The sequence below is a fragment of the Pseudomonas sp. SJZ080 genome, from assembly GCF_007828295.1.
GTDB lineage: Bacteria > Pseudomonadota > Gammaproteobacteria > Pseudomonadales > Pseudomonadaceae > Aquipseudomonas > Aquipseudomonas migulae_A.
The window spans coordinates 37,931-64,797 of the sequence record NZ_VIUK01000010.1 but is presented as its reverse complement, the minus strand read 5'-3'; the positions used below and the strand labels follow the sequence as shown (position 1 = coordinate 64,797).

General features: G+C 56.6%; 16 protein-coding genes and 2 pseudogenes. 9 read left to right on the top strand and 9 right to left on the bottom strand.

The window, feature by feature from the left end; genetic code table 11:
- Positions 1–41 precede the first annotated feature (41 nt).
- A complete protein-coding gene (nhaA, locus tag FBY04_RS15100) occupies positions 42–1,379 on the top strand; it encodes a Na+/H+ antiporter NhaA (RefSeq protein WP_145315699.1) in 1,338 nt (445 codons plus the stop codon).
- Positions 1,380–1,508: 129 nt separating this feature from the next.
- On the opposite strand, the gene FBY04_RS15095 is transcribed toward nhaA, so the two are convergent.
- Entirely contained in the window at positions 1,509–4,859 is a 3,351-nt protein-coding gene (locus FBY04_RS15095) for an Ig-like domain-containing protein (protein WP_371927818.1), read from the bottom strand.
- A gap of 743 nt (positions 4,860–5,602) precedes the next feature.
- Here FBY04_RS15095 and FBY04_RS15090 point away from each other — a divergent pair.
- Positions 5,603–7,057 (top strand): TrkH family potassium uptake protein, encoded by a 1,455-nt coding sequence (locus FBY04_RS15090; protein ID WP_145315697.1) that lies wholly within the window; start codon positions 5,603–5,605, stop codon positions 7,055–7,057.
- 484 nt (positions 7,058–7,541) lie between these two features.
- Here FBY04_RS15090 and FBY04_RS15085 read toward each other — a convergent pair.
- Positions 7,542–8,916 (bottom strand): annotated as a pseudogene (locus tag FBY04_RS15085) (transposase).
- Positions 8,917–9,438: 522 nt separating this feature from the next.
- Between FBY04_RS15085 and FBY04_RS15080 the strand changes: the two are divergent.
- Positions 9,439–10,521, top strand: coding sequence for a 2OG-Fe(II) oxygenase (locus tag FBY04_RS15080; protein ID WP_145315696.1), 1,083 nt, complete (start codon positions 9,439–9,441; stop codon positions 10,519–10,521).
- 397 nt (positions 10,522–10,918) lie between these two features.
- Here the strand turns inward: FBY04_RS15080 and FBY04_RS32780 are convergent.
- A pseudogene (locus FBY04_RS32780) lies at positions 10,919–11,056 on the bottom strand (transmembrane anchor protein); the annotation flags it as partial.
- Between the two features lie 584 nt (positions 11,057–11,640).
- Here FBY04_RS32780 and algG point away from each other — a divergent pair.
- The 5 genes from algG to FBY04_RS15050 all read left to right on the top strand — a co-directional run bounded on the left by algG (position 11,641) and on the right by FBY04_RS15050 (position 18,213).
- Positions 11,641–13,158, top strand: a complete 1,518-nt coding sequence (gene algG, locus FBY04_RS15070; RefSeq protein ID WP_145315695.1) for a mannuronan 5-epimerase AlgG — start codon at positions 11,641–11,643, stop codon at positions 13,156–13,158.
- 780 nt (positions 13,159–13,938) lie between these two features.
- The gene (locus tag FBY04_RS15060) at positions 13,939–14,388 is read left to right on the top strand and encodes an antitoxin Xre/MbcA/ParS toxin-binding domain-containing protein (protein ID WP_145315694.1); all 450 of its coding nucleotides are present in this window, start codon (positions 13,939–13,941) and stop codon (positions 14,386–14,388) included.
- A gap of 164 nt (positions 14,389–14,552) precedes the next feature.
- A complete protein-coding gene (locus FBY04_RS33220; RefSeq protein ID WP_371927817.1) occupies positions 14,553–15,089 on the top strand; it encodes an HAD domain-containing protein in 537 nt (178 codons plus the stop codon).
- 675 nt (positions 15,090–15,764) lie between these two features.
- The gene (locus FBY04_RS15055; protein ID WP_084318916.1) at positions 15,765–16,766 is read left to right on the top strand and encodes a MoxR family ATPase; all 1,002 of its coding nucleotides are present in this window, start codon (positions 15,765–15,767) and stop codon (positions 16,764–16,766) included.
- Positions 16,767–16,881: 115 nt separating this feature from the next.
- Positions 16,882–18,213, top strand: coding sequence for a DUF58 domain-containing protein (locus tag FBY04_RS15050; RefSeq protein ID WP_145315693.1), 1,332 nt, complete (start codon positions 16,882–16,884; stop codon positions 18,211–18,213).
- Here FBY04_RS15050 and FBY04_RS15045 read toward each other — a convergent pair.
- Both FBY04_RS15045 and FBY04_RS15040 read right to left on the bottom strand, forming a co-directional pair.
- A complete protein-coding gene (locus FBY04_RS15045; RefSeq protein WP_145315692.1) occupies positions 18,210–18,569 on the bottom strand; it encodes a PilZ domain-containing protein in 360 nt (119 codons plus the stop codon). The genes FBY04_RS15050 and FBY04_RS15045 overlap by 4 nt on opposite strands.
- 242 nt (positions 18,570–18,811) lie before the next feature.
- Positions 18,812–19,189, bottom strand: coding sequence for a hypothetical protein (locus tag FBY04_RS15040; RefSeq protein WP_084318903.1), 378 nt, complete (start codon positions 19,187–19,189; stop codon positions 18,812–18,814).
- Positions 19,190–19,346: 157 nt separating this feature from the next.
- On the opposite strand from FBY04_RS15040, the gene pyk reads away from it, so the two are divergent.
- Positions 19,347–20,798 carry a pyruvate kinase gene (gene pyk / locus FBY04_RS15035; RefSeq protein ID WP_084318901.1) on the top strand — a complete coding sequence of 484 codons (1,452 nt, stop codon included), beginning with the start codon at positions 19,347–19,349 and terminating at the stop codon, positions 20,796–20,798.
- 75 nt (positions 20,799–20,873) lie between these two features.
- Here the strand turns inward: pyk and FBY04_RS15030 are convergent, their stop codons facing one another.
- From FBY04_RS15030 to FBY04_RS15010, 4 genes are all read right to left on the bottom strand, one after another.
- Positions 20,874–23,660, bottom strand: coding sequence for an RHS repeat-associated core domain-containing protein (locus FBY04_RS15030; protein WP_145315691.1), 2,787 nt, complete (start codon positions 23,658–23,660; stop codon positions 20,874–20,876).
- Positions 23,661–23,982: 322 nt separating this feature from the next.
- Positions 23,983–24,732, bottom strand: coding sequence for an enoyl-CoA hydratase-related protein (locus FBY04_RS15020; RefSeq protein WP_145315690.1), 750 nt, complete (start codon positions 24,730–24,732; stop codon positions 23,983–23,985).
- A gap of 29 nt (positions 24,733–24,761) precedes the next feature.
- Positions 24,762–25,697 carry an iron-sulfur-binding ferredoxin reductase gene (locus FBY04_RS15015; RefSeq protein WP_145315689.1) on the bottom strand — a complete coding sequence of 312 codons (936 nt, stop codon included), beginning with the start codon at positions 25,695–25,697 and terminating at the stop codon, positions 24,762–24,764.
- Entirely contained in the window at positions 25,690–26,796 is a 1,107-nt protein-coding gene (locus tag FBY04_RS15010) for a GGDEF domain-containing protein (RefSeq protein ID WP_084318893.1), read from the bottom strand. The genes FBY04_RS15015 and FBY04_RS15010 overlap by 8 nt, the downstream gene beginning before the upstream one ends.
- Positions 26,797–26,867 lie beyond the last annotated feature (71 nt).

Sequence of the window (26,867 nt, the reverse complement as noted above, 5' to 3'; positions counted from 1 at the left end):
TAATGCTCAAACGTTGGTCGGGCCGCCAGCGGAGAGTTAATGTGCCTGATAAAAACTTGGCGTCACCCTCGATTCCACGTCCCCAAGAGTTGACCGTACGCGCGCTGACAGCGATTGAGCGGTTTACCCATATCGAAGCCGTCAGCGGCGTCGTTCTATTACTCGCGGCATTGGTAGCACTGATCTGGGCGAACAGCCCGATTGCCGGCTCCTACGAGCATTTCTGGAACACCCAACTCACTTTAGGGCTCGGTGAATTCAAAGTCGCTTGCTCACTACACTTCTTAGTCAATGATGGCTTGATGGCAGTTTTCTTCCTTGTTGTTGGCGCGGAGATACGCCAGGAGATTCATGACGGCGCGCTTGCGAACTTCAAGTTGGCGACCCTGCCTCTAGGAGCCGCATTGGGCGGCGTCTTGGTGCCGGCGATCATCTACACGTTGTTCAATCATGGAACCGAGGGCAGTGCAGGTTGGGCCGTGCCGACGGCCACTGATATCGCATTTGCAGTGGGTGTTCTCGCACTTTTGGGGAAGTCGATCCCGGGTGGTATTCGCGTGCTGCTGTTGGCACTGGCCATCATCGACGACATAGTCGCCATCCTCATCATCGCCGTGTTCTATACCTCAAGCCTGGATTATATCGGTTTGGTGGTGGCGTTGAGTGGACTGGTATTGGTGCTGGCTTTTCAGCGAATGGGTATCAGCAAGGCCTACGCCTACATACTGCCTGGCGCCATTGTGTGGTTTGGCCTCCTGAAGACGGGGGTGCACCCAACGCTCGCAGGGGTAATTCTTGGGCTGATGACTCCGACCAGCTCCAAGCCTACAACGGAGCGCCCGCTGGACACCATCGGGCGTACATTCCATGAACTGATGGATCGACTTGCCCAGACCGGGAATAGTCCGCAGGCCGTGGCGGCACCGCTGAAACAACTCCGACAGGCCGAGCGGGAAATACTGCCCCCAGTGCAGCGCGTCCAGGCAGGACTGCATTCATGGGTAGCTTTTGGGGTTATGCCTCTTTTCGCACTGGCAAACGCTGGGGTGAGTCTAGAGGGCAGCAGCCTGGAAGATGCTGTCTCGCTGAATGTATTCATTGGGGTTGTATTGGCACTGGTACTGGGCAAGCCTCTCGGAATCGTTTTGGCCAGCGTAACCCTCGTTAAACTCAAAATTTGTGAGCTACCTGAGGGCGTGACCTGGGCGGGTGTCGGCTTGGTGGGACTGCTGGCGGGTATCGGATTCACCATGTCCATTTTTATAGCGTCGTTAGCGTTTCCTGATCCGGCGTTACTCTCAACGGCGAAACTTAGCGTGCTCGCGGCGTCTGGCTTAGCCGCACTCATCGGATTGATTTGGGGGAAGCTGAGGTACTAAGCCCTTTTACTAAGTGCCATTTTTCAGCGCTGTGATCACCACCGGGCAAAAGCAGACTAGCCATTGCCCCGTGGTGATTGAAAGCGCGGCCAACTTACTGCTAGTGGCGCAAACTCCCCTAAATGCAGTTCAACGACTGCTGACGGGCGCTGTGGTGCTTTTTCCAAACGCCGAGCTTATGGTGACTGTTGGGCTCGGCGACGGACCGCTACCGGTGGTAGTCACCGACACCCGCCAGCGCGCACCCGTGCCGGTCGGGGTGAGAGTGGCCGTGCCGAGGCTCAGCGGCCCGGCGGTGGTCGAGGCCGTGGCCGTGATGCTGTTGCCCGTGCCTCGCGACGTCGTGCCTGCCAGGTCCCAGGTGTAGCGGCTGTTGCTGCGGGCGGTGACGGTTGCGCTGGTGACAACCAAGTCTTCGTTGACCGCTGCCGGTGCCGAGACCGCCACGGAGACCGTCGTCCGATCCGAAACAGCATCCTTGGCGTCGCTGGCCTGGTAGGTGAAGGTTGTGGTGAATGGTGCGGCGATGGTGGCGGGTGGCGTGTAGATCACCCGCACACTATCGGTGCTGACTGTGCCCAGCCCGGAGTCCGGTTGCTCCAGACCGACGACTTTTAGCGGCACATTGCCGTCCGGGTCGGTGTCGTTGGCCAGCACATTGATGGTCACCGCTTGGCCGTTGGCGCTGGCGGCGCTGTCCGGGTTGGCGACGGGTTTTTTGTTCGAACCCTGATCGTCATCATCGTCATTGTTCTTCGCGTCGCCAGTGCGGAAGGTCGGCAGCGCGGCAGAGTTGACGTAGGTGACACCGTCCCATCCAGGCAGAGGCGTCGGCATCAACTGGAACTGCCCGGGATGCTCGATATCCCAACGCAGCAGCATCGAAGTGTCCTCGTGCTGAGTGTTGTGGCAGTGTTCCATGTAGGTCCCGGCGAATTCGCGGAAGTGGATCGCCATTTCCACATCGACCGAACTGTCGATGCCCTGGCCGATGCGGTACACGTCCTTGCGTGCCCATTTTTCCCATTCCGGTGGTGCCTTGCCGTCGCGGCTGAGGATGATGCCTTCTTCGAAATGCACGTGTACCGGATGGTTCCAGCCGTTGCCGCCGTTCTTGATTTTCCACACTTCCAGCGTACCGTCGCCGACGTAGCCGCCATCGGTCGGGCCGTTGGCCAGTTGCGGGGCCGCGTTGAGCCGGCGTGGGTCCATGCTGTAGCCAAAACCGCCGTCGGTCTTGATGGTCCACGGAGCTTCGTCTGTGCCGTCGGAGCGGCCGAAGATGAACTCGCGGTGCCGCGCCAGTTTCAGCTTGGCCTGAACGGCTGGGTCATCGCGGTCGAGGGTCAGCGGGATCATGACTTTACCGGCGGCTTTGCCCGGTTTGGCGGGCTCATATTCGGCAGGATTCATGCTGACATCTGTACCGGTGTAGGGCTGCACGATCATTTGCATGAACTTGCCCACTACCGGATCGCCCTTGTCCCACTCCGGACCTTTGCTGCCTTGCTTGATCACCGCTTTGTACTTCTCGGACAGCACGTCCGCGAGGCTCAGGGCGTTCTTCTCTGGACCCTTGCCGGTCTTGTGTTCCATCAGATTGACGAAGTACAGCTTGTCGCCGGTCTTAATCCCGTTTTTCGCAAAGTTGACGATGATGTCGAAGCGCTCGGCAATGCCTTGTGTGGGCAGGATCGCGTTGTGGTTCTGCTTATCGCCATCGCCGTCCAGATCCATGCTTCCGTCGAACGGCACAGCGTGTTCCATGATGTTGCCGTCGTTGCCGATCAAGTGAAAAGGCACGCGGGTATAAGACAGATTCGAGCCGGCCGGCCCTGGAAATTCGCCACCGTTGCCGGCGACTTCACGTACCAGGGCAATCCTCAAATAGCGCGACACCGAGCCGTTGAGAATGCGAAAACGGTAACTGCGTGCCCGTACCTTCAAGCGTGGCTGGTACTGCCAGTTGACCAGGATCTGATCGCCGAGAAAGCCGTCGGTATTGAATGGGTTGAACCACAACTGGCCGTTGGCGTCCCAGGCCTTGTCGGCGACCACCAGGTTGACGTCGTAGTCGCGGTTGCCCCATGGCAGCGCCGAACCGCTGGGCAGGCGCAGGTTGACGCCGTCCTCGACAGCTTCGTTGCCGCGATCCAGAGCGCTGTAGTAGTTCATCATCACCGCGTTGCCCTTGTAGACGTTCTGCGCGGTGAAATCGAGCATGTGGTCGTGGAACCAGTGGGTGCTCATGGTTTCGCGCCAGTCGCCACGAATCTTAATCGTGCCGTTTTCGCAGGTCTTCAGACCGGGGCTTGCGTCGTTGACGAACAGCTTCTCACCCGGTGCGCATGGGAACGCCGCCCGCGGGTCCTGCGCTGTGGTGTTGATGGTGTCGTAACCGGCCAGCTGTAGCGGCCAGCGATAGTCGTAGTACTGCCCCGGAAAGAAAAACGCGTTGGTGTAGCCGTCGCTTTCGGCCGGGGAGTGGCCATTGTGTTCGTGGGTGCTGATGGTGTGCAGGCCGAAGCCCATGTTGGCGGCCGGGTCTATCGGCAGGGCGTTGTAGTGACGCATCAGCACCGGTTGGCCGTAACGCACCATGAGCAATTTGGGCGGAAAGGTGCCGTCGAAGGTCCACAGTGCATTGTGATTCTGAACCGGCATGCTGGGGTGGAATCGGGTATCGATGCCTTTGGTCGTGCCCGTCGTGGTCGGAATGTCCGAGGTCTGGTAGTAGAGCCCGCCTGGCCCGAACTCACCAACGGCATAGTTGTGCAATTGCCGGCGGTCACGCATGCCGCCATTGAGCTTAGCGCCTGCTTGCACGGTTTTGAAGGCGACCTGTGGATAGAACTCGTTCCAGCGTTGATGCGACCAGCCTTTTCCCGGTGGCCGGCCCTCTGCCGGCGAACCCACCGGATGGCGGTTGAGGAAGGTTTCGATCTGCGCCTTCCACGGGTTGCGGTCCAGCACGTTGGAGAACTGCGATGGAAACGGGTACAGCCCGGGCTGGCGCATGAAGGCTTCCAATGCCGAACTCGAAGGGCCGCTGCGGGCGACATTGTTCGGGTCTTGCTGCGGCAATGGGCCGACGGTGGGTACCGGGAATGTCAGTGGTGGTGCAGGCAGGGTGGGGTCGAGTTTTTCCGTACCGAACTCCTCGAACAGCAGCAATTGCTGGGTGTAAGGCTGCGCTCCGAACAACGGGCTGGGCTTGCCGTTGGTAGGGAAATTAAACGAGGTCTGAACGCTCGGCGGCAGCACGTTTTCGGCGCGCGGTGTGTTTCGGTCGCCGTACACTCCGTTGGGATAGGCGATTGCGCCTTGGTTGGCTTCGGGCAGACCTTTCAAGGCTTCCAACGCGGCTGCGGCTGCCAGCGGGTCGGCGGGAGGTTTGTAGTATGCTGAGGGGTCTGTGGGTGGCGGCTCGCTGACATCGTCAAGCGGTACCGCGTTGGCCGTTGCCAGGGTCACGAGCATCGCAGAGGTTAGGCCTGCCCTGCGTAAACAGCTCACTGAGTGGAAATGTTGTGTTGCAGATTTCATTTTATTCCCCTCGCGTCATGCCTATCGGCGAAACCCGCCATCACTGTTCAGTGACGGCAGATGCTGCGGTAGTGGGGAAATTGCAACTGTTAGGCCATCATCTGGCCTCGAAGAAAAAGTACTAATGAATTAGTAAGTTGTTTCAGAGTGTTTCTGCGCGCTTACAGAACATGATGGGGCATATTCCTATAAATTGGTGGGTCTTCCCCAACCAATGGGGCAGTTCCCCATTTTTGGAAAAAATGATCAGCCTACAAAGCTCGGGGCAATCTGTTTGAAATTCGTCCCAACCCGCGATCCCCTCTAAACCTACAATTTCAGTTGGAGCTGGTATTTGTCGGCGCAATGAATTAGCGGTTTTTTAGTCTGCTCATTGCAGTGGTGTAGCGACAGTTAGCTGTCGGAGCATTTTTCATAGATGGATTGCTTTGCTAAACGTGCTTTGGCAATATCGGCGACCTGTGCTCCTCAGTCGGTTCTCCATCCCTCTCATTTGGGAACTGTGTAGTAGGGGAGTACAGGCAAGCCCGGCCCTGTGCCGGGTTTTTTATTTGTAGGAAACATTACTCAATTACGTTGCAGATACTCTCCACTCGTTGGCTATGAGTTGGATGGTCGGTAGCGCTCTGAAGGCCTGATTGAAAGGCTTCGCAGCTTAAATCTGGCAGGCTATTCCTATGTCCATCGCGGCAATGCGGCTTATTGGTTTCATCCTCGGTGTATTTCTGATCACGCTGGCTGTCAGCATGGCCATTCCTATGGTTACGCTCTTGGCCTACGGGTACAGCGATGACCTTCCCGCGTTTCTTTGGTCGAGTTTGATCACTTTCTCTGGTGGCCTACTGTTGGTCGTGCGAGGACGTCCAGATACCGTGGTGCTTCGTCCAAGGGATATGTACCTGTTGACTACGGGCAGTTGGGTGGTGGTGTGTACCTTCGCGGCTTTGCCAATGGTGTTCATCAGCCATATCGGTTACACCGATGCTTTCTTTGAAACCATGTCCGGCATCACAACTACTGGCTCTACCGTTTTGAGTGGTTTGGATACTGCGTCACCGGGATTGTTGATCTGGCGTTCGATGCTGCACTGGCTGGGCGGTATCGGCTTTATCGGTATGGCGGTGGCGATTCTTCCCCTGTTGCGCGTTGGCGGCATGCGCCTGTTCCAGACGGAGTCGTCAGACTGGTCGGAGAAGGTGACGCCGCGATCCCATGTGGCCGCCAAATATATTTTGTTGCTGTACGTGGGGCTTACAGGCGCTGGGACTCTGGCGCTGTGGATTGCAGGAATGACACCGTTTGAAGCGATCAATCATTCGATGTCATTGATTTCCACCGGTGGATTCTCTACGTCGGATGCCTCACTTGGGCATTGGACTCAGCCAGCCATACATTGGGTGGCAGTGCTTATCATGATATTGGGCAGCCTGCCCTTTACCCTGTACGTCGCAACGCTACGCGGTCATCGCCGCGCGCTACTGAAGGATCACCAGGTGCGCGGGTTTGTCGGGTTCTTGATTGTGACCTGGTTGGTCGTAGGGACCTGGCTGTGTTTACACAGCGATTACGGCTGGTGGGAAGCCTTTCGCATCGTGGCCGTCAACGTGACTTCGGTGGTCACGACAACGGGCATTGCAGTGGGTGACTACACACTGTGGGGCAGTTTTTCCGTGTTGTTGTTTTTCTACCTGACCTTCGTCGGGGGATGCTCCGGTTCAACCGCCGGTGGCCTTAAAATTTTCCGCTTTCAGGTTGCCGCTGCGCTGCTCCTGAGTGGCTTGAAACAACTGATTCATCCCCGTGCGGTGATCCAGAAAAAGTACAACGGCCATTCCATCGATGAGGACGTCTTGCGTTCGCTGTTGACCTTCTCGTTTTTCTTCACAATTACTATTGCTGTGATCGCTTTGGGGTTGGCGTTGATTGGACTGGATTGGACGACTGCCTTGAGTGGGGCCGCCACCGCAGTATGCAATGTTGGGCCGGGGCTTGGCACGGTCATTGGGCCTGCGGGCAATTTTGCTTCGTTGCCTGACGCTGCTAAGTGGCTGCTGACCGTCGGCATGCTGCTTGGGCGGTTGGAAATTCTGACGGTGCTGGTGATTCTGACACCTGTCTTCTGGAGATATTGATCGCTTCGCCTTTGAGTCGCCAGGAAGCCCGTTTACCACGTCCTAGCGTCCGGATTCGCAATACCAGTTGTGACAATTTCATCGGGTGCGTTAGCGAGAAGCTCAACTTAGTCCAGCTATCCAAATCTTTTAAACTTCCAATTGGTTTGCCTTGATACATTATGTATTGCTGCGCAATACTGGGCCAAGACCAAAGGATTTGGTTCCCCTTCGAAAAAAAGCCCGCCATACGCGGGCTTTTTTTCGTCTGGATATTCGTTAGCCTGTCGGCAAATACTGAATCGCCTCCGATTTCTTCGCCGGTTCTGACGGGCAGCTATAGGCCGATTCTGTTGAAAAAGTCGGTTTTTCAGCTGGCCTGAACTCAGGCACGACCATCGCCTAAGAACCGACTCACCACATTGAGTGATTTCTCCGCCCTTCGTTGACCGTTGCTGCTCAGTTAGTGGGTTAATTTGAGGTTTTTTACTGAGTGCAGGCGCACCTATCCCGTGACAGGTGGCCCTTGAGATGTAAATTTAGCCAGCCGTCGCAGGTTCTGTACCGCAGCGGCCAGCGTGAATTCATCAGTCGCGCCACTCATGCCACGTAGTCTCAGGCGATCCAGTTTCAGGATGCGCTTGAGGTGGGCAAACAACATTTCGACCTTCTTACGTTCGTGGCGAGAGCGCACGTACGCAGGTGTCGTTGCGATTCGCCGAGCCACATCGCGCGCGGCTTCATGGATGCTGCGGGCGATCTTGCGGAACGCAGTGTTCGGGCAGCACTTGGCTTTCATCGGACAGGCAACGCAGTCGGTCTGCCTGGATCGGAAGATGATGGTATTGGCTTTGGTGACGTGCGAACACTCGTTCTTGAAGGCTCGCCATTCGCTACGTAATGCATTGCCAGCCGGGCAGCAGTATTCCTCAGTCTCTTCATTCCAGCGGAAATCGTTGTTCGAAAAACTGTCGTTCTTGCGTTCGGTTTTGTCCCACACCGGCACATGTGGCTCGATGTCCTTTTCCTCCACCATCCAGGCCAGCATCGGCGCGGTACCGTAAGCGGTGTCGCCAATCAGGCGTTCCGGCTTGATGTCGAACTGCACTTCGAGCCGATCGATCATCGTCTTGGTGCTCTCGACTTCTGCGGTTCGATGAGCCGGTGTGGGTTCCACATCCATGATCACGCCGTGCTCGGTATCGATCAGATAATTCGTGGAGTAAGCGTAGAACGCTGGGCCACCTGGAGCTGCGGTCCTGCGGGCTTGAGGATCAGTCAGCGATAGGCGCTTCGGTAGCGTTTCGGCCAGAGCCTCTTCATCGAGTGCCTCAATATACTCACGCACGGCGCGGGTGCTCAGAGCTGGATCGCTCCAGTTGACCGGTTCACCACCCGGTACGCCGCGCTGCCGGCTGGCATCCGCTTTGATGATGCTGGCGTCCACGGCAAAGCCTTCGCCCTTGACCAGGCCGGCGTCCATGCAACGACGCAGCACTTCATTGAACAGCCAGCGAAACAGATCGCTGTCCCGAAAACGGCCGTGTCTATTTTTGGAAAAGGTCGAGTGATTGGGGACTTCATCTTCAAGGCTCAACCGGCAGAACCAGCGATACGCCAGGTTCAAATGGGCCTCTTCGCACAGCCGACGCTCTGAGCGAATGCCGTAGCAATAGCCCACGATCAGCATGCGGATCATCAGTTCGGGATCAATCGTCGGACGCCCAATCGGGCTGTAAAAATCGGCGAGGTAATGGCGCAAGTCGCTCAGATCGAGACACCGATCAATGCTACGCAGAAGGTGATTGGCGGGGGATGTGGTCTTCAAGGTTGAATGAGTAAAACAGCCGTTCCTGCCCACTCGATAACTGTCCCATCATGCTGCGTGCTTCCCTGCTGGCCTATGCGCGGATTTTGCAGCAGGCCAGACAGGGGAGCTACTTTTTCAACAGAATCGGCCAGAAGCGGCCAGTCAAATCATCCGTTTATATAAGCGCCTTTGGGTCGTCATTCGTAAGCGTCTCGATTAACTCTCTTACGGCAAGCCAAGGCACGACGACGAAATAGGCGTTCAACAGGTAAAGCCCGGCTAGAATCAGCAATAGCGCGCCGAGGTTCGAAGGCTTTGCGCAGTGGCGCAAGCTAGCCGAGGTTTTCCAGCCAGGCCATGCTCCCAGCGCCAAGGGGCAGCGGGCTCTACCGAGCATCAGCGCATTTGACAGCGTCAAAGAGGCTGAACTAGCGTTACCTACAAGCCGAGAGCTTGGAGTTTTTCTTGCTTCGGTATCGAAGCTGGCGACAGCACAGGCCCATTTGTACGTTTGGGAAAGCGGCGGCATTCGGGATGAGTCTCTTGGCTTTGCTCCCAATAACGATCCACTGCCTACCGGCAAGGAGTTGTGATGCGCGCCACGGCGTTTTCAGTCGGTGAGCCTGCCCCTTGGTTCTACTGCCGCACTCAACTAAGAGAGCGCTTTTGTTTCGACACTGTTGCCGGTCGGTATGTAGTGATTTCTTTCTTGGGCTCTGTGGCTGATCCTGCATCCATTAAAGTTTTGGAAGGAGTTCGGGCTCACCGCCAACGGTTCGATGATGATCAAGTCTGCTTCTTTGGTGTTTCCATAGATCCAGATGATGAAAAGCTGAAACGGGTAAAAGATTCGATACCTGGCATGCGCTTCATCTGGGATTTTGATCGATCAGTTAGTGCGCTCTACGACACATTGCAGCTAGACGGTAGCATCAGGCCAATGACCTATGTGCTGGACCCTGCGCTACGAGTCATGGCCATCGTTCCGATAGAGGAGCCGGTTGATAACCATGTGCCCTCGCTAATGCGCTTTCTGGATAGATTGCCCGCACTGGCTCCCACACATGTTGTCACTCCACACGCACCCGTCCTAGTGGTTCCCCGTATATTTGAGCCCGCGCTGTGTAAAGCGCTAATCAGTTTTTACGACGAACGTGGCGGGGAGGAATCCGGGTTTATGGTGGAGCGGTCGGGTAAAACCGTCCAAATCGCCGACCATAGCCACAAACAGCGTCGCGACTGCACGATAGAGGACGACACTCTGTCCAAAGCATGCTCGCTGCGTATAACCAACCGCCTGGTTCCGGAGATACACAAAGCGTTCCAGTTCAATGCCACTCGGATGGAGCGCTATTTGGTGGCCTGCTACAATAGCGAGGAAGGCGGGCATTTCCGGCCCCATCGGGATAACACCACCAAGGGTACAGCGCACCGCCGCTTTGCCGTTTCCTTGTTTCTTAATTCAGAAGAGTACGAAGGAGGTTTCCTGCATTTTCCAGAGTTTGGGAAAGCCCTGTACAGCGCCCCAACTGGAGGGGCTGTGGTATTTTCGTGTTCTCTTTTGCACGAAGCCACTCCTGTAACCAAAGGTCGCCGCTATATGTTCCTCCCGTTTCTATACGATGAAGCTGCTCGCCTCATTCGAGACGAGAATCTCCCATTTCTTGAAAATTGACTCGTGCTCAACATAATTCGGCTGTCATTACGGATGGCCGTGAACGCTAGCTCGTTGTCAGTGCAGTACCGCGACCCTGCGTACCCAAGGTCATTACCGCGCTCAGTGGCCTAAATCCAGGTTGAGATGTAGAAACAAACAAGGTCGCAAATGCGGCCTTGTTTTACTCAGGGTGTTACTCGTGTGAATGCCCGTGCTCAGCGCTCTCGGAGGTTGCTCCTTTCTCTCCACCACCGTATGCCGTCATCAGGCCAAGGAACCAGATCAGGAGCATTGAGCGAATCAGTGTTGTTGTGGTTTTCATGGAAGGACTCTTCAAAAAATGGATGAAATAAATGGTCTGTGGTCAGGCTGAACGGTGCATTTTCGTCAATAGAACAGCCATCGCTGCTTCGGATTACTGTTTGACGCTCAAGTAATCGCCGGTCGTTTTCAGTGCGATGGTCACGTCGTTGTTGCTGCGATTGCGCCAAAACCAACCATGGGTGCCATCAAAAATGGCAGTGAATTCGCCCTTATCACTTTTGACCTGATTGGATGGGGGTAGCGAAATTACCCAATTCTTATTTTTGCATTTCAAAAGGTATTAACTATCACGTGTGATGTGAGCGCCAATAAACAGTTATTAAACTATTGACATGTTTCAGCCGCTTTACACTGTGCCATGAGTTTAAAAAAGCAAGCGGAAAGTTGTGATGTTGGCGTTGCGCCGCGCCAGCGGCTTTAGGTGTGTCTATCCGCAAGCGACAGTTTTTTTGGGTGCTAATGGTTTTTTCTGTTCAAATTGCCAATTTTGATAAGATTTTTATATCTAGTTGATTCGATAGTGGTTTTTTTTAAAACTCAATATATCAGTTCGGGCGCTCGCTTTACTGATGTAGCTACACATATTGTCGGCGCGAAGTGTTCGACTTTTTTTTTAAAAAATGACAGTGGCAATGTCATGTTTGTCTACACTCCTAATTCTTCGAGTAACGTCGAAAATCAAGTGATTCCTCACTTCCGGCTAGTTGGCTCGGTAGAACGAATTTCGGCGTGAGTGGCATTCCCTTAGCGATGCCATAGTGGTCATCGGCGCCTTGATCACACCAGGTTGCATTATTTTGATGAGGGAGACTTATGGGTAGTGTCGTCAAGATAGGGTTTTTACTCACGGGACTGTTATTGGGGCAGACCGCAGATGTCAACGCGGCGGATGAGGTCCTGCTGCCGCTCTACACTATCAGCGAGACGCCAGGAAAGCCCTTGCTGATCGAAGAGCCGCAAATGCCCGACCTGTCTGGCTATACGGCCGAAGCAGCCATGGCGAAAATTTCTTACAAGCCCGCCGGTCGCGCAATGATCCAGCCGATGCTCAAGGAAAAAACCCTCGACGAGTTCATTGGCGGCCAGAACCGCTTAAAGGAATGGGTGGTGCGCCAGCAGCGAATGCCCGTGGCGATCTTCATCGACCGTGGCTACATCAGCCTGACGCAACTGGCGCGCAACCTGCCACCGACGGCTTTGCGCGAAACCGCGCCGGGGGTGTTTTTGGCACGCTTGCCGATCGTCATACGTCCGGGCGGAACCCTGCATATTGATAAGTCGGTCAAGGAGTTGCGTTTGTCCCAGGAGGGCGGATCTTTCATCGTCAATGACGGCAAGCTGTTTATCACCGACACCAAGGTCAGCGCCTGGAGCGAGAAGGACGACAGTCCGGCCTGGTACAAGCAAGAGGGGGTGTTCCGGCCTTTTTTGGTATCCTGGGGCGGCACCGAGACTTACATCGTCAACAGCACCATCACCAGCTTCGGCTACACCGCGAGCAAGAGTTATGGGGTGAGTATTTCGCAGTACAGCCCGAGCATGTCGCCGAAGATGAAGCGCAAGCGGCCGACCGGCTGGTTGCTCAATTCGCAGTTCGTCGACAACTGGTACGGCTTCTATTGCTATGAAGCAGACGACGTGGTGATTCTCGGCAACTCCTACCGCGACAATATCGTCTATGGCATCGACCCGCATGACCGCTCGCGTCGGCTGATCATTGCCCACAACGATGCCTTTGGTACCCGCAAGAAGCACGGCATTATTGTATCCCGCGAGGTCAATGACAGTTGGATCATCTACAACCGCGCCTACAACAACCATCTGTCAGGCATCGTCCTGGACCGTTCCAGCGTCAATAACCTGGTGGCCTACAACGAAACCTACAAAAACAGATCCGACGGCATCACCCTGTATGAGAGCGGCAATAATCTGCTCTGGCGCAACCGTGTGACCGACAATGACCGGCACGGGATCCGGGTGCGCAACAGCACCGGCGTGCGGCTTTATGAAAACGAGCTGATGGCCAATGCCCTGACCGGGATCTACGGCCACATCAAGGATTTGCGTGGCAGCGACCGCGACATGAAGGAAGACCCCTACGAAGCCAGGCTGTCGCTCACCGTGGTAGGCGGCAAGCTGATCGGCAACGGTTCCAGCCCCATCACCGTGTTTTCGCCCTCGCGTCTTGAACTCTATGACTTGACCTTTCTGGCGCCGCAGAAAAAAGACGGCCTGGCCTTCACCGGTTTGCTCGGGGAGGTGCAGGGCGACTTGATGGACATTCTCTTGCGCCGCCATGCCGCCGCGTTGATTCTGCCCGAGACACTGTGAGGAGTCTGCCGATGAACACCCTCTTTGGATTTCCGCGCGGTGCCTGCTGTCGGTGCCCGCGTCAGTGAAGATTCATACTGAAACCGGTCAGATTGAGGATGAGCTTACATACACGCGGAGCGAAGATCCCCGCCGTAGTTAAGGGATAGGATCGTTAGATTTGCTTCTGCCTAGAATCTCCCAAAACGCTCGCGTCATAAAAACGTTCCTCTACCGTCGAAACGATGCAGATCTGCCTGTATCAGACCGTTCGTTACCGGTCTGTAATGAAATTGTGGTTAATTCTCGCATCTTTCCCGCGTGCCTTTGCAGTTAAAAACGCAGTTGTGCAACACAACTCCACGCCCAGCACCTGCCTTCGACTCTCCTTGGTCTCATAACCGTTCGGTCATTGGATCCTAGCGCCTCCGGACGTTCAGGCAGAATGTACACTAGGATAAGTTTGTTAGCATGGTCAACAACCTCTGAGAGAGTCTTCCAATGGGCGTAGACAAGAAGCTTTCGAAAAAACCCAGCGTCGAAGAGATACTCAACGCCAAACGAACAGCCAGGGATAGGCTTATAGAGGCGGTGTACGCGGCCGATCGAGATAGCCTTGAACGAGCGGCCGAATCGGTCAAAGCGGCGTTACGTGGCGACTCTCCCATTCCGAGACCACAAAGATTTGTAAGTCTCGACAGTGAGGACTGAAGAACTAGTGTGAATAAATTTGCCCATCGTCAAAATGTGTAAAAATTGCTAATACTAAATAAAAGAGACGAATCATAATAGGCGTCCCCCATGTTTACAGATATTTTTCGTGAAGATGCTTACCGCACCTATCGGCTCCGGTTGGAAGTGATTCTTCATATTCCAATCCGCGCTTCAGATCAGGATATCCACGATCTGATCGAGGCTGGCTTCCCAGCCAGCATTGTCGATAAGCTTTGCGACAATGGAATCATAAGCATTGAAGCGCGTGACCTGATCATTCCGCTCAAAACCCTCAAAACTAGGCTGATGCTTAGTCAGCGACTAACAGTAGACGAAAGTGATCGACTATTTCGTGTTGCACATATTACGGCCATGGCAGGAGTGCTTTTCGGAGACAGCGAGAAGGCCGAAAACTGGCTTACCAAATCAAAATTCCGTTTTTCGGACAAAAGCCCTATTGCAATGCTCTCCACAATACAGGGCACCCGTCGCGTAGAAGAAATGCTGGTCCAGGTAGCAGAGGGGTTGGTTTTTTGATTCTGTGATGCATCAGCGCGATGAAGGTAAGTATCTCGTGTTGGCTTTGGATTACCGGACAATCTACGACCTCCGAGAGTAGGTCGGTGACTGTCGAAACCAACACCTAAGAAGAATTCGCTAAAGCCAAATTTCCAAACAGCTTCTCGTGCAGCACTCTCAAAGTGGTCATTACGCTTAGCGTACTGAATGGAATTAGACATGGCATTCGTTGTATTTTTTGCTCGGAGGATGACCATCTCATATCTCTCAGGAGAGATGGATTGATAATTTTTTTAGATATCGATGGCGTTCTGCATCCTCTTTTCCCCCGAAAAGACCGGCCTGCGAAGGAATCTGCGCCATTTGCGTACCTCCCCAGGTTATCGTCAGTTCTGCGTGATTACCCGCACACGTACGTGGTAATCAGCAGCACTTGGCGCGTAAATCGCACCTTGGATGAACTAAAGTCCCTGTTCCCCTCAGATCTGCAAGATCGAATCATTGACTCAACTCCAATTCTGGAAGATTCCCTGCAGCCGGGAGGACGAGAAGCCGAAGCATCCAGCTGGCTTGACTCTCATCCTGAACATACAAACTGGGTTGCAATTGATGATTGCGCCGTCTGTTGGTTTAGCCTTTCCAAACTTATCCTTTGTGACGACGGGTTTCGCCAAGAGGAAGAGATAGACCTCCGAGCAGCGATAAAAAGCGAAAAATGAGGCGGTTCGGCTTGGACATCTTCCTCATGACTTTCAGCGCCTACAGCGAAAGCACAAACGACGCGCGTCGAGATTCAAGATCGATCGGAAACTTTCATGAGGAGGTGAGCCTCCGCTTCGGGCTAGATCGCTGCCTGTTGCAATGGGCTGCATTCGTCCATCACTTCATCCCGACCGCCGCCTCACCCAGACCAGCGTAAATAGCGTCCCTTTCCACCCCATTGCACGCAGTCAACACCGGCAGAATCCCGGCCGGTAGCGAACGTTAATAGTCTACAGACTCAGGGGTCATTAACTCATGCCGCACGGTCACGCTAGAACGCCTACATCAAGCGCAAAAACCGCAAAATGCATTACGATTGGTTGGGATAATCTTTATTCGACGCCATTGCTGAAGTACCAGAGCACGTCACGCGATGAATCTGGACATACAAACACGAACGGACAAACATGGCCTTTTGGAGGTATTACCTCCAAACAGCGGTCGGCCATCGCGGCGTAACCTCTGCTTCTGACGAGCAATAAAAATGAGGAGATAGCCATGGATTTGCAATTTGCAGATTGGCAGCAGCTCACTCGTTCCGTAAGTAAAAATCCCGAAAAAAGTTAGATTAGGTAAGCGCTTGATTTATGGAAGATAAAACACATATAACAGTTAGCAAGGCTCCGGAACGCGTGAGTGAACAGATCGAGCCCGGCGCACCGAGCCACGCCGCGCAGCAACGCCAGCGCGCCAGCCAATTGGCCCAGGCCGTCAGAACTGAATTGCAAAAAGCCGTCATCGGCCAGAACACAGTGATCGACGATGTACTCACCGCGCTGATTGCCGGCGGCCACGTGCTGCTCGAAGGTGTGCCGGGGCTGGGCAAAACCTTGTTGGTGCGTGCACTCGCCCGCTGCTTCGGCGGCGAATTCGCGCGTATCCAGTTCACCCCGGACCTGATGCCCAGCGATGTCACCGGGCACGCGGTGTACGACCTGCAGACAGAGCAATTCAAACTGCGCAAAGGTCCGTTGTTCACCCACTTGCTGCTCGCCGACGAAATCAACCGCGCCCCTGCGAAAACCCAGGCGGCGTTGCTTGAAGCCATGCAGGAACGCCAAGTCACCCTCGAAGGCCGGGCCCTGCCCATCGCGCAGCCGTTCATGGTGCTCGCCACGCAGAACCCCATCGAGCAGGAAGGTACGTATCCACTGCCAGAAGCCGAGCTGGACCGCTTCATGCTCAAGGTGCGCATGGACTACCCCGACATCGATCAGGAGTTGGACATGGTGCGCCAGGTCAGCCGCTCGACCCGGGCCGACATGCTCGACGTACAACCGCTGCGCACCGTGTTGCAAGCCAAGGACGTGCTGGCATTGCAACGCATCGCCAGCGACCTGCCGCTGGACGACCAGGTCCTCGATTACGCCGTACGCCTGGCGCGCACCACCCGTAGCTGGCCCGGCCTGACCCTCGGCGCAGGGCCTCGGGCTTCCATTGCGCTGGTGCGCTGCGCTCGGGCGCGAGCCTTGTTGCGCGGCGGCGAATTCGTGATTCCGGATGACATCAAGGGCTGCGCGCTGGCGGTGTTGCGCCACCGTGTACGCATCGCGCCGGAGCTGGATATCGAAGGGCTGGAGGTCGATCACGTGCTGCAGCAATTGCTCGATCAAGTACCGGCGCCGCGTTTGTGAACATCGTCGCCAGGGGAAAAGATCGCAGCCTTCGGCAGTTCCTGCAGGGGCACGCATTCGACGTAGGAGCTGCCGAAGGCTGCGATCTTTTGACCTGCCCGCACGGTGCCAAATCATGAAACCCTCACGCCTGCTGCTGATCTGGCTCGCCGCGCTGCTGGCCATTGGCATCGTACTCGGCACACTGCGGGCGCTGGAGATCGCCGTTCCTTCAACGCTGTTGTCGATCAACTGGGGGTTGCTGCTGGCGCTACTGGCTCTGGCAATAATCGATGGCGTACGCCTTAAACGCCTGCCCTCACCCCGGATAACCAGACAAATGCCCGGCAGCCTCGCGCTCGGCCGTTGGAGTGAAGTGCGACTGGAGGTTGAACACGACTTTCTCCAGCCACTGACTATCCGGATGTTCGACCACGTACCCGACGGCCTGAGCTTCGAAAACCTGCCCCTGTCGCTCGAACTTCAACCCGGCCGGCACAGCCAGGTCGGCTATCGCCTGCGTCCACTCAAGCGCGGCCACTTCACCTTCGAACACTGCGAAATCAACCTGCCGAGCCCCATGGGTCTATGGTCCGACAAACGCCTGCCAAACGTGTCCGACCACACCCGCGTGTACCCCGACTTCGCCCGCCTCTACGGCGGTCAACTGTTGGCCGTGGACAACTGGCTCAGCCAGCTCGGCGTGCGCCAGCGACAACGACGCGGCCTGGGCCTGGAGTTTCACCAGCTACGGGAATTTCGCGAAGGCGACAGCCTGCGCCAGATCGACTGGAAAGCCACCGCCCGCCAGCGCACACCGATTGCCCGGGAGTACCAGGACGAACGCGACCAGCAGATCATTTTCATGCTCGACTGCGGTCGACGCATGCGCAGCCAGGATGGTGAACTGGCGCATTTCAATCACGCGCTCAATGCATGCCTGCTGCTCAGTTACGTGGCGTTGCGTCAGGGCGACGCGGTGGGGCTCAGCACGTTTGCCAGCGAACAGCCTCGCTACCTCGCCCCGGTAAAAGGTGCCGGCCAACTCAACGTCTTGCTCAATGCGGTTTACGACCTTCATAGCACCCAACACAGCGCCGACTATTCAGCCGCCGTCACTCAACTGCTGGGCCGGCAGAAACGTCGGGCACTGGTGGTGTTGGTGACCAATTTGCGGGATGAAGATGATGAGGAATTACTCACGGCAGTCAAACGCCTGGGCAAGCAGCATCGGGTGCTGGTGGCGAGCCTCAGGGAAGATGTGCTCGACCATCTGCGTCAGGCACCGGTGCAAACCTTGAACGAAGCATTGGTTTATTGCGGGACGATGGACTACCTGAACGCGCGGGCCGAACTTCACGAACGACTGAATGCCCATGGCGTGCCGATGTTGGATGCAAGTACTCATGAACTGGGCGCCGCGCTGGTGACGCGGTACCTGCAATGGAAGAAGGCCGGGGTGTTTTAGGCAGACGCAGGCAACGGCTGAAAACTGAAGTACTGCTTCAGCGCCGCCACCAATTGCCCATATTCCGGCGGTGCCCGTTGCAGGCTGAACCCGGCGTCGTAATGGTGGGGGGTTGCGTCTTCATGGCACCACAGGCAGCAGGCGTTGAGGTCGATCACCTGCTGGCAGCCTTCGGCCATGGGGATTTTCAGGCGCAAATCGAAATCGGCGCCGATCATGATTGGCAACTGACTGATGAGCATCAACCCGTCTTCAGAGACATTGCCCAGGAAGCCGATCGGTTTATCAGTGACGCTGTTGAATACTCTCAGAAAATACGGCAGTTGATGCCGCTCGATCCGGCGGTCGGTGAACATGCGCAATACGCCCAGCAAGGCCCTTAAGCAGGGCCGCACTAATGCTTCGGAACGGGCCTGCCTTTATCAAACAAGACTTTAGGCAATGGGCGCGCTCTCCCCGATCCCGGTGCGACAGTCCATGGAGCCGCTGTCGCTTGATTCTGCCGATCACAGGTGTTACGTCGGCTTAACAGCAAGGCTCTAAACCGGCTTATTCGACTATAGCTCACCACCGCCAGCGAGCCAGCCGTCGAATGCAATCAGAACCGGGTCGGGCGAACCACGGCGGCGGTGCTGCGCAGCGGGTAATGACCCAGCGACTGCAAGGTCTCCAACCGGGCGCGTGCGCGGTAGGCGTACTCGCTTTGCGGGTAGGAGGCGATGATGAACTGGTAGGTCTGCGCCGCATCGACAAACAGTTTCTGCCGCTCCAGACACAACCCGCGCAGCATCGACACTTCCGGCCACACATAAGACCGCGCGCGGCTGGCGCGCTCGACTTTGGACAGCTCAAGCGTCACTTGCTCGCAATTGCCACGGTCATAAGCCTTGTAGGCATTATTCAAATGATGGTTCATCGAAAAACGGGTGCAGCCCACAACACTGAGGGCAAGGATGGCTATGAGCACGAATCGCATGGGGGTTCTCCTGTCTTGAGCTCTGTATCGACCCGTGGTGCAAAATCTTCAGGAATGTTCGTTTAAAGAAACAAACGAATAAGTAGTGCAAACGAACAATGACTACAACCGGAGACCATAGTAGCCTCACTCAGCGCTTGAACTCAGGAGTCTATGCATGTCCGTCCGTCGTACCAAAATCGTCGCTACCCTTGGCCCGGCCAGTAACTCGCCGGAAGTTCTCGAACAGCTGATTCTGGCTGGCCTGGACGTCGCCCGCCTGAACTTCTCCCACGGCACCCCCGACGAGCACAAGGCTCGCGCGAAGCTGGTGCGTGACCTCGCGGCCAAGCACGGCCGCTTCGTTGCCCTGCTGGGTGACCTGCAAGGCCCGAAAATCCGTATCGCCAAATTCGCCGACAAGAAGATCGAGCTGAAGATCGGTGATCAATTCACCTTCTCCACCAGCCATCCTCTGACCGAAGGCAACCAGCAAGTGGTCGGCATCGACTACCCGGACCTGGTCAAGGACTGCGGCGTCGGCGACGAACTGCTGCTCGACGACGGCCGTGTGGTAATGCGCGTCGACACCGCCACCGCGACCGAACTGAACTGCACCGTGACCATCGGCGGCCCGCTGTCGGACCACAAAGGCATCAACCGTCGCGGCGGTGGCCTGACTGCGCCAGCCCTGACCGAGAAAGACAAGGCCGACATCAAGCTCGCCGCAGAAATGCAGGTCGACTACCTGGCCGTGTCCTTCCCGCGTGATGCGGCCGACATGAACTACGCCCGTCAACTGCGTGACGAGGCCGGCGGTACTGCCTGGCTGGTGGCGAAGATCGAACGCGCCGAAGCCGTGGCCGACGACGAAACCCTCGACGGTCTGATCCAGGCTTCCGACGCCGTGATGGTTGCCCGTGGCGACCTGGGCGTTGAAATCGGCGACGCCGAGCTGGTGGGCATTCAGAAGAAGATCATTCTGCACGCACGCCGCCACAACAAGGCTGTGATCGTGGCGACCCAGATGATGGAGTCGATGATCCAGAACCCGATGCCGACCCGCGCCGAAGTGTCCGACGTGGCCAACGCCGTGCTCGACTACACCGACGCCGTGATGCTGTCCGCCGAATCCGCCGCCGGCCTGTATCCGCTGGAAGCCGTGCAAGCGATGGCGCGCATCTGCGTCGGCGCTGAAAAGCACCCGACCGGCAAGACCTCCAGCCACCGCATCGGCAAGGAATTCACCCGCTGCGACGAGAGCATTGCGCTGGCGACCATGTACACCGCCAACCACTTCCCGGGCGTGAAAGCGATCATCGCCTTGACCGAAAGCGGTTACACCCCGCTGATCATGTCGCGCATCCGTTCTTCGGTGCCTATCTATGCGTATTCGCCGCACCGCGAAACCCAGGCGCGCGCAGCGATGTTCCGTGGCGTGTACACCATTCCGTTCGACCCGGCTTCGCTTGAGCCACACGAAGTCAGCCAGAAGGCGATCGACGAGCTGGTCAAGCGCGGCGTCGTGGAGAAAGGCGACTGGGTCATCCTGACCAAGGGCGACAGCTACCACACCACCGGCGGCACCAACGGGATGAAAATCCTGCACGTTGGCGATCCGCAGGTCTGAGTGACCGGTTGCTGAAAAAAGAAAGCCCTGCCATGTGAATGGCGGGGCTTTTTTACATCTGCAAAGTATTGTGTATCAGCTATTTACCATGCTCCTGATTTGATCAAGGTTAATGAGCCGGACACGTTTGGCATAATTTGAGTCGGCCAACTGCGTATTGCGTTGTAGATGGCGACGCTCCGAATGCGTTATTGGGTTGTAGGATTTGCCGAGTTCCGCTCCTGCCTCTTTGTAGCTCTTGGCCGTAAACACGCTTTCAGGAAACTCCTGAAAAACAAAATGAGGGGACCGTGCAACGACATCAAGAAACACCACCCCGGCCTCTTCACCAAAGTCTGGAGTGCTGGTCATCCAGTCCAGTGCGAGCTTTGAAAACTTCCTGAATTGCCAGTTTATGAGTGCATCTCCTGCCGCGATAGAACTGGTGTCCCGCTGAGAAAACAATGTCCCGGGATCGCTTCGCAGTGTCGCAGTGAAGCCTTGCGCCTCCTGCTCAGACAGTGACTGACGAAGGTTCTTTTTCCAGAATTGGGAGACATCTTTTACGCTACTGTTTTCGTAGGTTTGAAGTTTGCGGGTGATATCAAACGCTGCGGAATGCGTTTTCAAATAGTCGGACCAGCCTTGCAACAACCCTTTGGCATCGCCCCGCGCCCCCTTGTAGCTCGGGGTGGCCTGTAGAAAGTAATCAACGTTGTCATCCTCAACCTCGACGCCCTCCCGGATCATTTCATTGAACCCTTCGAAATCCTGAGAGGCGTTGTCCATATTTATTTGCAAGGCATCATTAATTTCATCTATCCGTACAAAACTCTGCTGTGGGAACGCTGCTGCGAGGTTGGGCAATACCCGGGTCCTTGCGTGTTCAAAACCATACAACAGGGTGACGGGAGCCAAGCCATCGGTATCCGTAAGAGTGACCGGGTTATTCCTCACAAAACGGTAAAAATTCAGCCCATCGACAGCACCCGCAGGATCCGGATTTATCCAACGTTGCAACCAGTCTGCGTAATAACGCAATCCATAAAAATAAAGCCCGCTTGCATCGCGCTCCTTACCTGAATAACGAATGGTCTTGTAACTGGCCTCGGGACGTCCGTTATCTGCCCTCCAGGCCGTTCCGCCATAAGGTAGATAACATTCCTGACTCAGCACCTGCGCCGCCTGAGTCAATACAAAGGTGCTGGATCCCTGGTGGTCCGACAGGCTGTAACTCCAATGCTCTGGCTCCATCCCGGAGGGTGGTTCTGATTCCCAGCGCATGACGCTGATTCTGGTCAGACCTGCCATAAACCTGACCACCTGGTACGCTTTGCCAGTGTTTGAATCAGTGTTTAGTTCGACACCCGGCAAATAACGAACTTCTCGAATTACGTTTCCGACTTTGCCTAAACGGGTAGTGGATTTACGCAGACGCTGTCCTTTGCTGTCATAGCCATACACTTCGCTATCGTCTTCTTCGTCGGGCCTGAACACCGGCGTCACACGCCGCAGCTGATTCCTGCCATCCCACTCCAGCGCCTGTCCGCGCAATAAGGCTCGGCTGTTACCGTTAGGGTCAAAACCAGCGGCAATTTCGGGCTCGCCGGGCACCTCGTCATCGTGAACCGGAAGGCTGCGATTGCTGTGAATCGCGGTGACCATTTTCCGCGTGTACTGATTGCCGCCGACATGAACCAGCCTGCGCAAATTGCCGGCCTCGTCAAATTCATAGTCTTCACGGAAGTTGGCGACCTGAGCGGAGTCCTGGGTATCGAGTGCCTCGAACCCCGTACTCCAGATCAGTTGAAAGAGCGAGTCATAACCATAGGTACAACGGTGATCAACTTGCTGATTGCGAAAGTAAACAGTTGCTGCGGCCTCGTCATTGACCTCCACCACATTGCCCACCGGATCGTAGGCATAACGCAGACTTTGCAAGGGCCGTTGAGCGTTTGCTGCGCTATGCAGATGAGCAAGCCGCCCGTCACGATCATCGTACACGCGAGTGGTTATGACACCATTGCCAGCGACTTCGCGCACAATCCGGTTATCCACGTTGTATTCAAAGGATTCGACGACAAGCTTTTCGACAGAATCTTTGATCTGTAGATGCGCTTGTTTCAGATTTCCGGCCAGGTCATAGATATTGCGCTGGATGTTTTGGCGGGAGTCGATCTGTCGAAGCGTTTCGCCCAGCGCACTTAATTCCCAGCGTGTTGTGAAGGGCTGCTGTTCAAGCAAGGTCTCTCGCTCTAATTCATCCAACGGCCAGTCCGCGGAGAGCAGGGAATGGGTGAAGCGTCGCGTCTGCACAAGTGGTGCGCCCAGTAGCCCGAAGTCTGAAGTCGTTTCACTACCGACGGTGTCGTCATGTCGAATGAGTCGACCGCATTGATTTCGACTGACCGACTCGGCATCGGCCTGGCCGTAACTCAATCGCTCGACCACTGCCGAAGGTTGATCCGGCATGCTCTCTGTCACAGCGACAAGCCTGTTCAATGCGTCGTGTGTTTGCTGGCGAAAATGTCCGCGACTGTCCCAGAAGCATGTTGATTCCCCGGTTTCATCGAACAGCATCAAACGCCAACCCGAGTCCACACTGTCAGAAAAAACCGTCGCAGCGGACAAGCTGAAATGGCCGCAGAGATTTTCCTTCACTGCTGGATCCGACTCTGCTTGACGCCCGAGTCTCGGATCGATGGAAGCGCTTAAGCGTCCATGCCAGTCATGCTTCTGACGAGTGATTCTGGACTCTGCTGGCGACCCTGCCTGCGCACGGTGGTAGTCGATCATTCTGACTGCCAATCCACGAGGATCTACCGATGTCACTTTTGGAGTGAATGCGTCCAGTGAGATTTGCAAGGTATTGAGCATCGACATTTCAATCCATTGGTGGCCGTGGCATAGCGAAGATAGCAGCCCGAAAACAACTTCCCTCTCATTACCCTCACTGGCGCGTAGGCGCTACTGTCAAGGTTGACAGCAGCGATGAACGGGTTGCCCCGAAGCCGCTGAAACGCAAAGGCCCCGCCGTGTGAACGGCAGGGCCTTTTTTGATCTGGAAGACAGGCTGTCTGGACGACCGCCTTCGCGGGCAAGCCCGCTCCCACAGGTTCCTGAGTGAAACTCTAAATTTGTGGTCACCTCCAATCCCTGTGGGAGCGGGCTTGCCCGCGAAGGGGCCCGTCCGGCCAGCGATATCTCAATGCCGGTTGATAAACCCCGACAACGCCGCAACCGCTTCCGGCGAACGCAGCCGTTGGGTGAACAATGCGCTCTCTTCTTCTATCACCTTGCGCAATTGCTCGCGGTCCGGGGCTTTCATCAATTGTTTGCTGATACGCACCGCTTCCGGTGGCAGCGATTCGAAACGCCGCGCCATCTCCCGCGCCTTGGCCAATGCGGCTTCGCCACTGCCCAGCGCTTCGGTTGCGATGCCCCACTCGGCCGCTTGCTCACCGCTGAAACCTTCACCGAGCAGCAACAGTTCCGCCGCTTTGGCATGCCCGAGCAATCGAGGCAAAAGCAGGCTGGAGCCGAACTCCGGGCATAAGCCGAGGTTGACGAAGGGCATGCGCAAGCGCGCATCACGGCTGACATACACCAGATCGCAATGCAGCAGCAGCGTCGTGCCGATGCCCACCGCCGCACCCGCGACGGCAGCGATCACCGGTTTTCGGCATTCCAGCAGCGTGAGCATGAACTGGAACACCGGGCTATCCAGGTTGCTCGGTGGTTGCTGCAGGAAGTCGGCGATATCGTTGCCGGCGGTGAAGCACTCGGCGGAACCGGTGATCAGCACCGCGTTGATTTCGGGGTCGGTGTCAGCCTGCTTCAGCGCTTCGGCCAGATGGCTATACATCGCACGGGTCAGGGCGTTTTTCTTGTCGGGGCGGTTCAGGCGCAGGGTCAGCAGGCCGCGTTCGCGTTCAATCTGGATGGCATCGGTCATGGAAGGTCTCGCGTCTGAAAAATCAGCGCTCAACCGCGAGGCAGGAAGACGTCGGCCAGCAGTTGATTGCGCGGCAGTCCCGCCAGGTACAGGCGCCGGGCAAAGGCATCGACGCTGTCGGGGGATCCGCAGATTAAGGCCTGGGTTTGTCGCGAAACAAGCCGCAGTTGCGCCAAAGCCGCAGGCAACTCGGTCGGTGTCCACAGTTCGACACTGAGGTTCGGGCGGCTGGCGGCCATGGCTTGCAAGGGTTTGGCCAGATAATGCTCATCGGCGTCATGGGCGAGGTGAATCACGCGGATGGCGCCTTGGTGATCCTGCCGCAGGGCTTCACGCAAGACGCCGAACAACGGGCCCAGTCCGGTGCCAGCGGCCATCAGCCACAGTGGCCGGGTGTGCCAGTCCGGATCGTAATGCAAGGCCCCGCCGCGCAATTCGCCGAGTCGCAGCGGATCGCCGATTTTCAACTGACGCGCAGCATCACTGAATTCGCCGGGTTGGCGACAGTCGAGATGGAACTCCAGAAAGCGGTCTTCTTCCGGCAGGCTGGCCAGGGAATAAGGCCGCGCTACGTTGCCGGCCCATAACACCAGATGCTGACCGGCGCTGTAGCGCAACGGGCGTTGTGGCGTCAGGCGCAGTCGCAAAACGCTGCTGCTCAACCAATCGACGGCGGCGACCTCGGCCGGACGGCCGTCCTGTTGCGGGTCGAAGGCATGCACCTGCAAATCCTCGACCACCTGGCACTGGCACGCCAGGCGCCAGCCTTGCTGACGCTGCTCTGCGCTGAGCGCATCGGGCCGGCTGTCGCTCGGCAATCCTTGCGTACATTGCACCAGACACGCATGGCAACTGCCGGCGCGACAACTGTAGGGCACGGACACACCGTTTTGATTCAACGCATCCAGCAGGTTGCTGCCAGGCGCTACCGACCATTGACGATCGCCGACCCGCAATTCAGGCATCGACGTTCTCCCACGCCGCCGCGCAACGATTGCGGCCGTCGCGCTTGGCGCGATACAGCGCCTGATCGGCACGCTGCAAGGCGTCGTCGAGATCATCGCCCAATTCCAGCAGAGTCATGCCCGCCGACAGGCTGAGGTTGCCCACTTTCAGGCCGATCAACTCGACGTCGGTGAAGGCAATCCGCAACCGCTCGCAACAGGACGTCAGACGTTCAGGGCCGCAATCGGGCAGCAGCACCACGAACTCTTCGCCGCCATAACGGGCCAGCACATCCCCTTCACGCAAGCAGGCGCTGGCCACACCGGCGAACGCTTGCAACACCTGATCGCCGGCAGCGTGGCCGTGTACATCGTTGATGCGTTTGAAATGGTCGAGGTCGATCAGCGCCAGGCCATGCACGACACCGATTTCCATGGCGTTGAGTTCGCGGGAGGCCAGGCGCAGGAAATGCCGACGGTTGAACAGCCCGGTCAACTCGTCGGTGGCCACCAGGTCTTCGAGCTGGCGCATCATTCCACGCAGGGTGTCCTGATGCGCCTGCAACGCAAAGCGGCGTTGCCGCATCCGCTGGCGCGAGGCCTGTACGTAGCGGGCGTAAAGCTCCAGCCAGACCAGTACGATAAACAGCACGCACACCTGCAACGCGGCCAGCGCCGGGTCGGCCAGCTGGAAGTGGTAGCCCTCCCACAGCGTGATCGCGCTGAAACTGAAAAACACCAACAGCGCGCACCGTACAAAGGCCCGGCGTGACAAATGAAACAGCCCGAACAGCAGAATCAGCACGTAGAACACCAGAAACGCACCGCGTGCCTCATCCAGATGGGCGATCAGCCAGGTTTGCCAGCCCAGTCCTAGCAACACTTGCGCTTCGGTCAGGCTGGGGTCGGAAAACCGCAGGTTCCAGCCGCTGTAGAACACCGCGAACAACGTCGCCTGGCTGATGACCACCAGCGCGCTGCCAACGGCGACATTGGCCAGGGGTTCATCGTAATGGCCGGTGAAAAACGCCAGCCACAGCAGCAGCAGGGCCAGGGCGTAGGTGCCGGCTGCGAGGGCAAAACGTTTGAGCAAAAGGCGCTGGATGGCGTTATGGGTCAATCGTTGACTCACCGTGCGAAAGGAGGCTGACCGAGTGTCCTACTCTACAGACCGAATGCCACTTTAGTGGC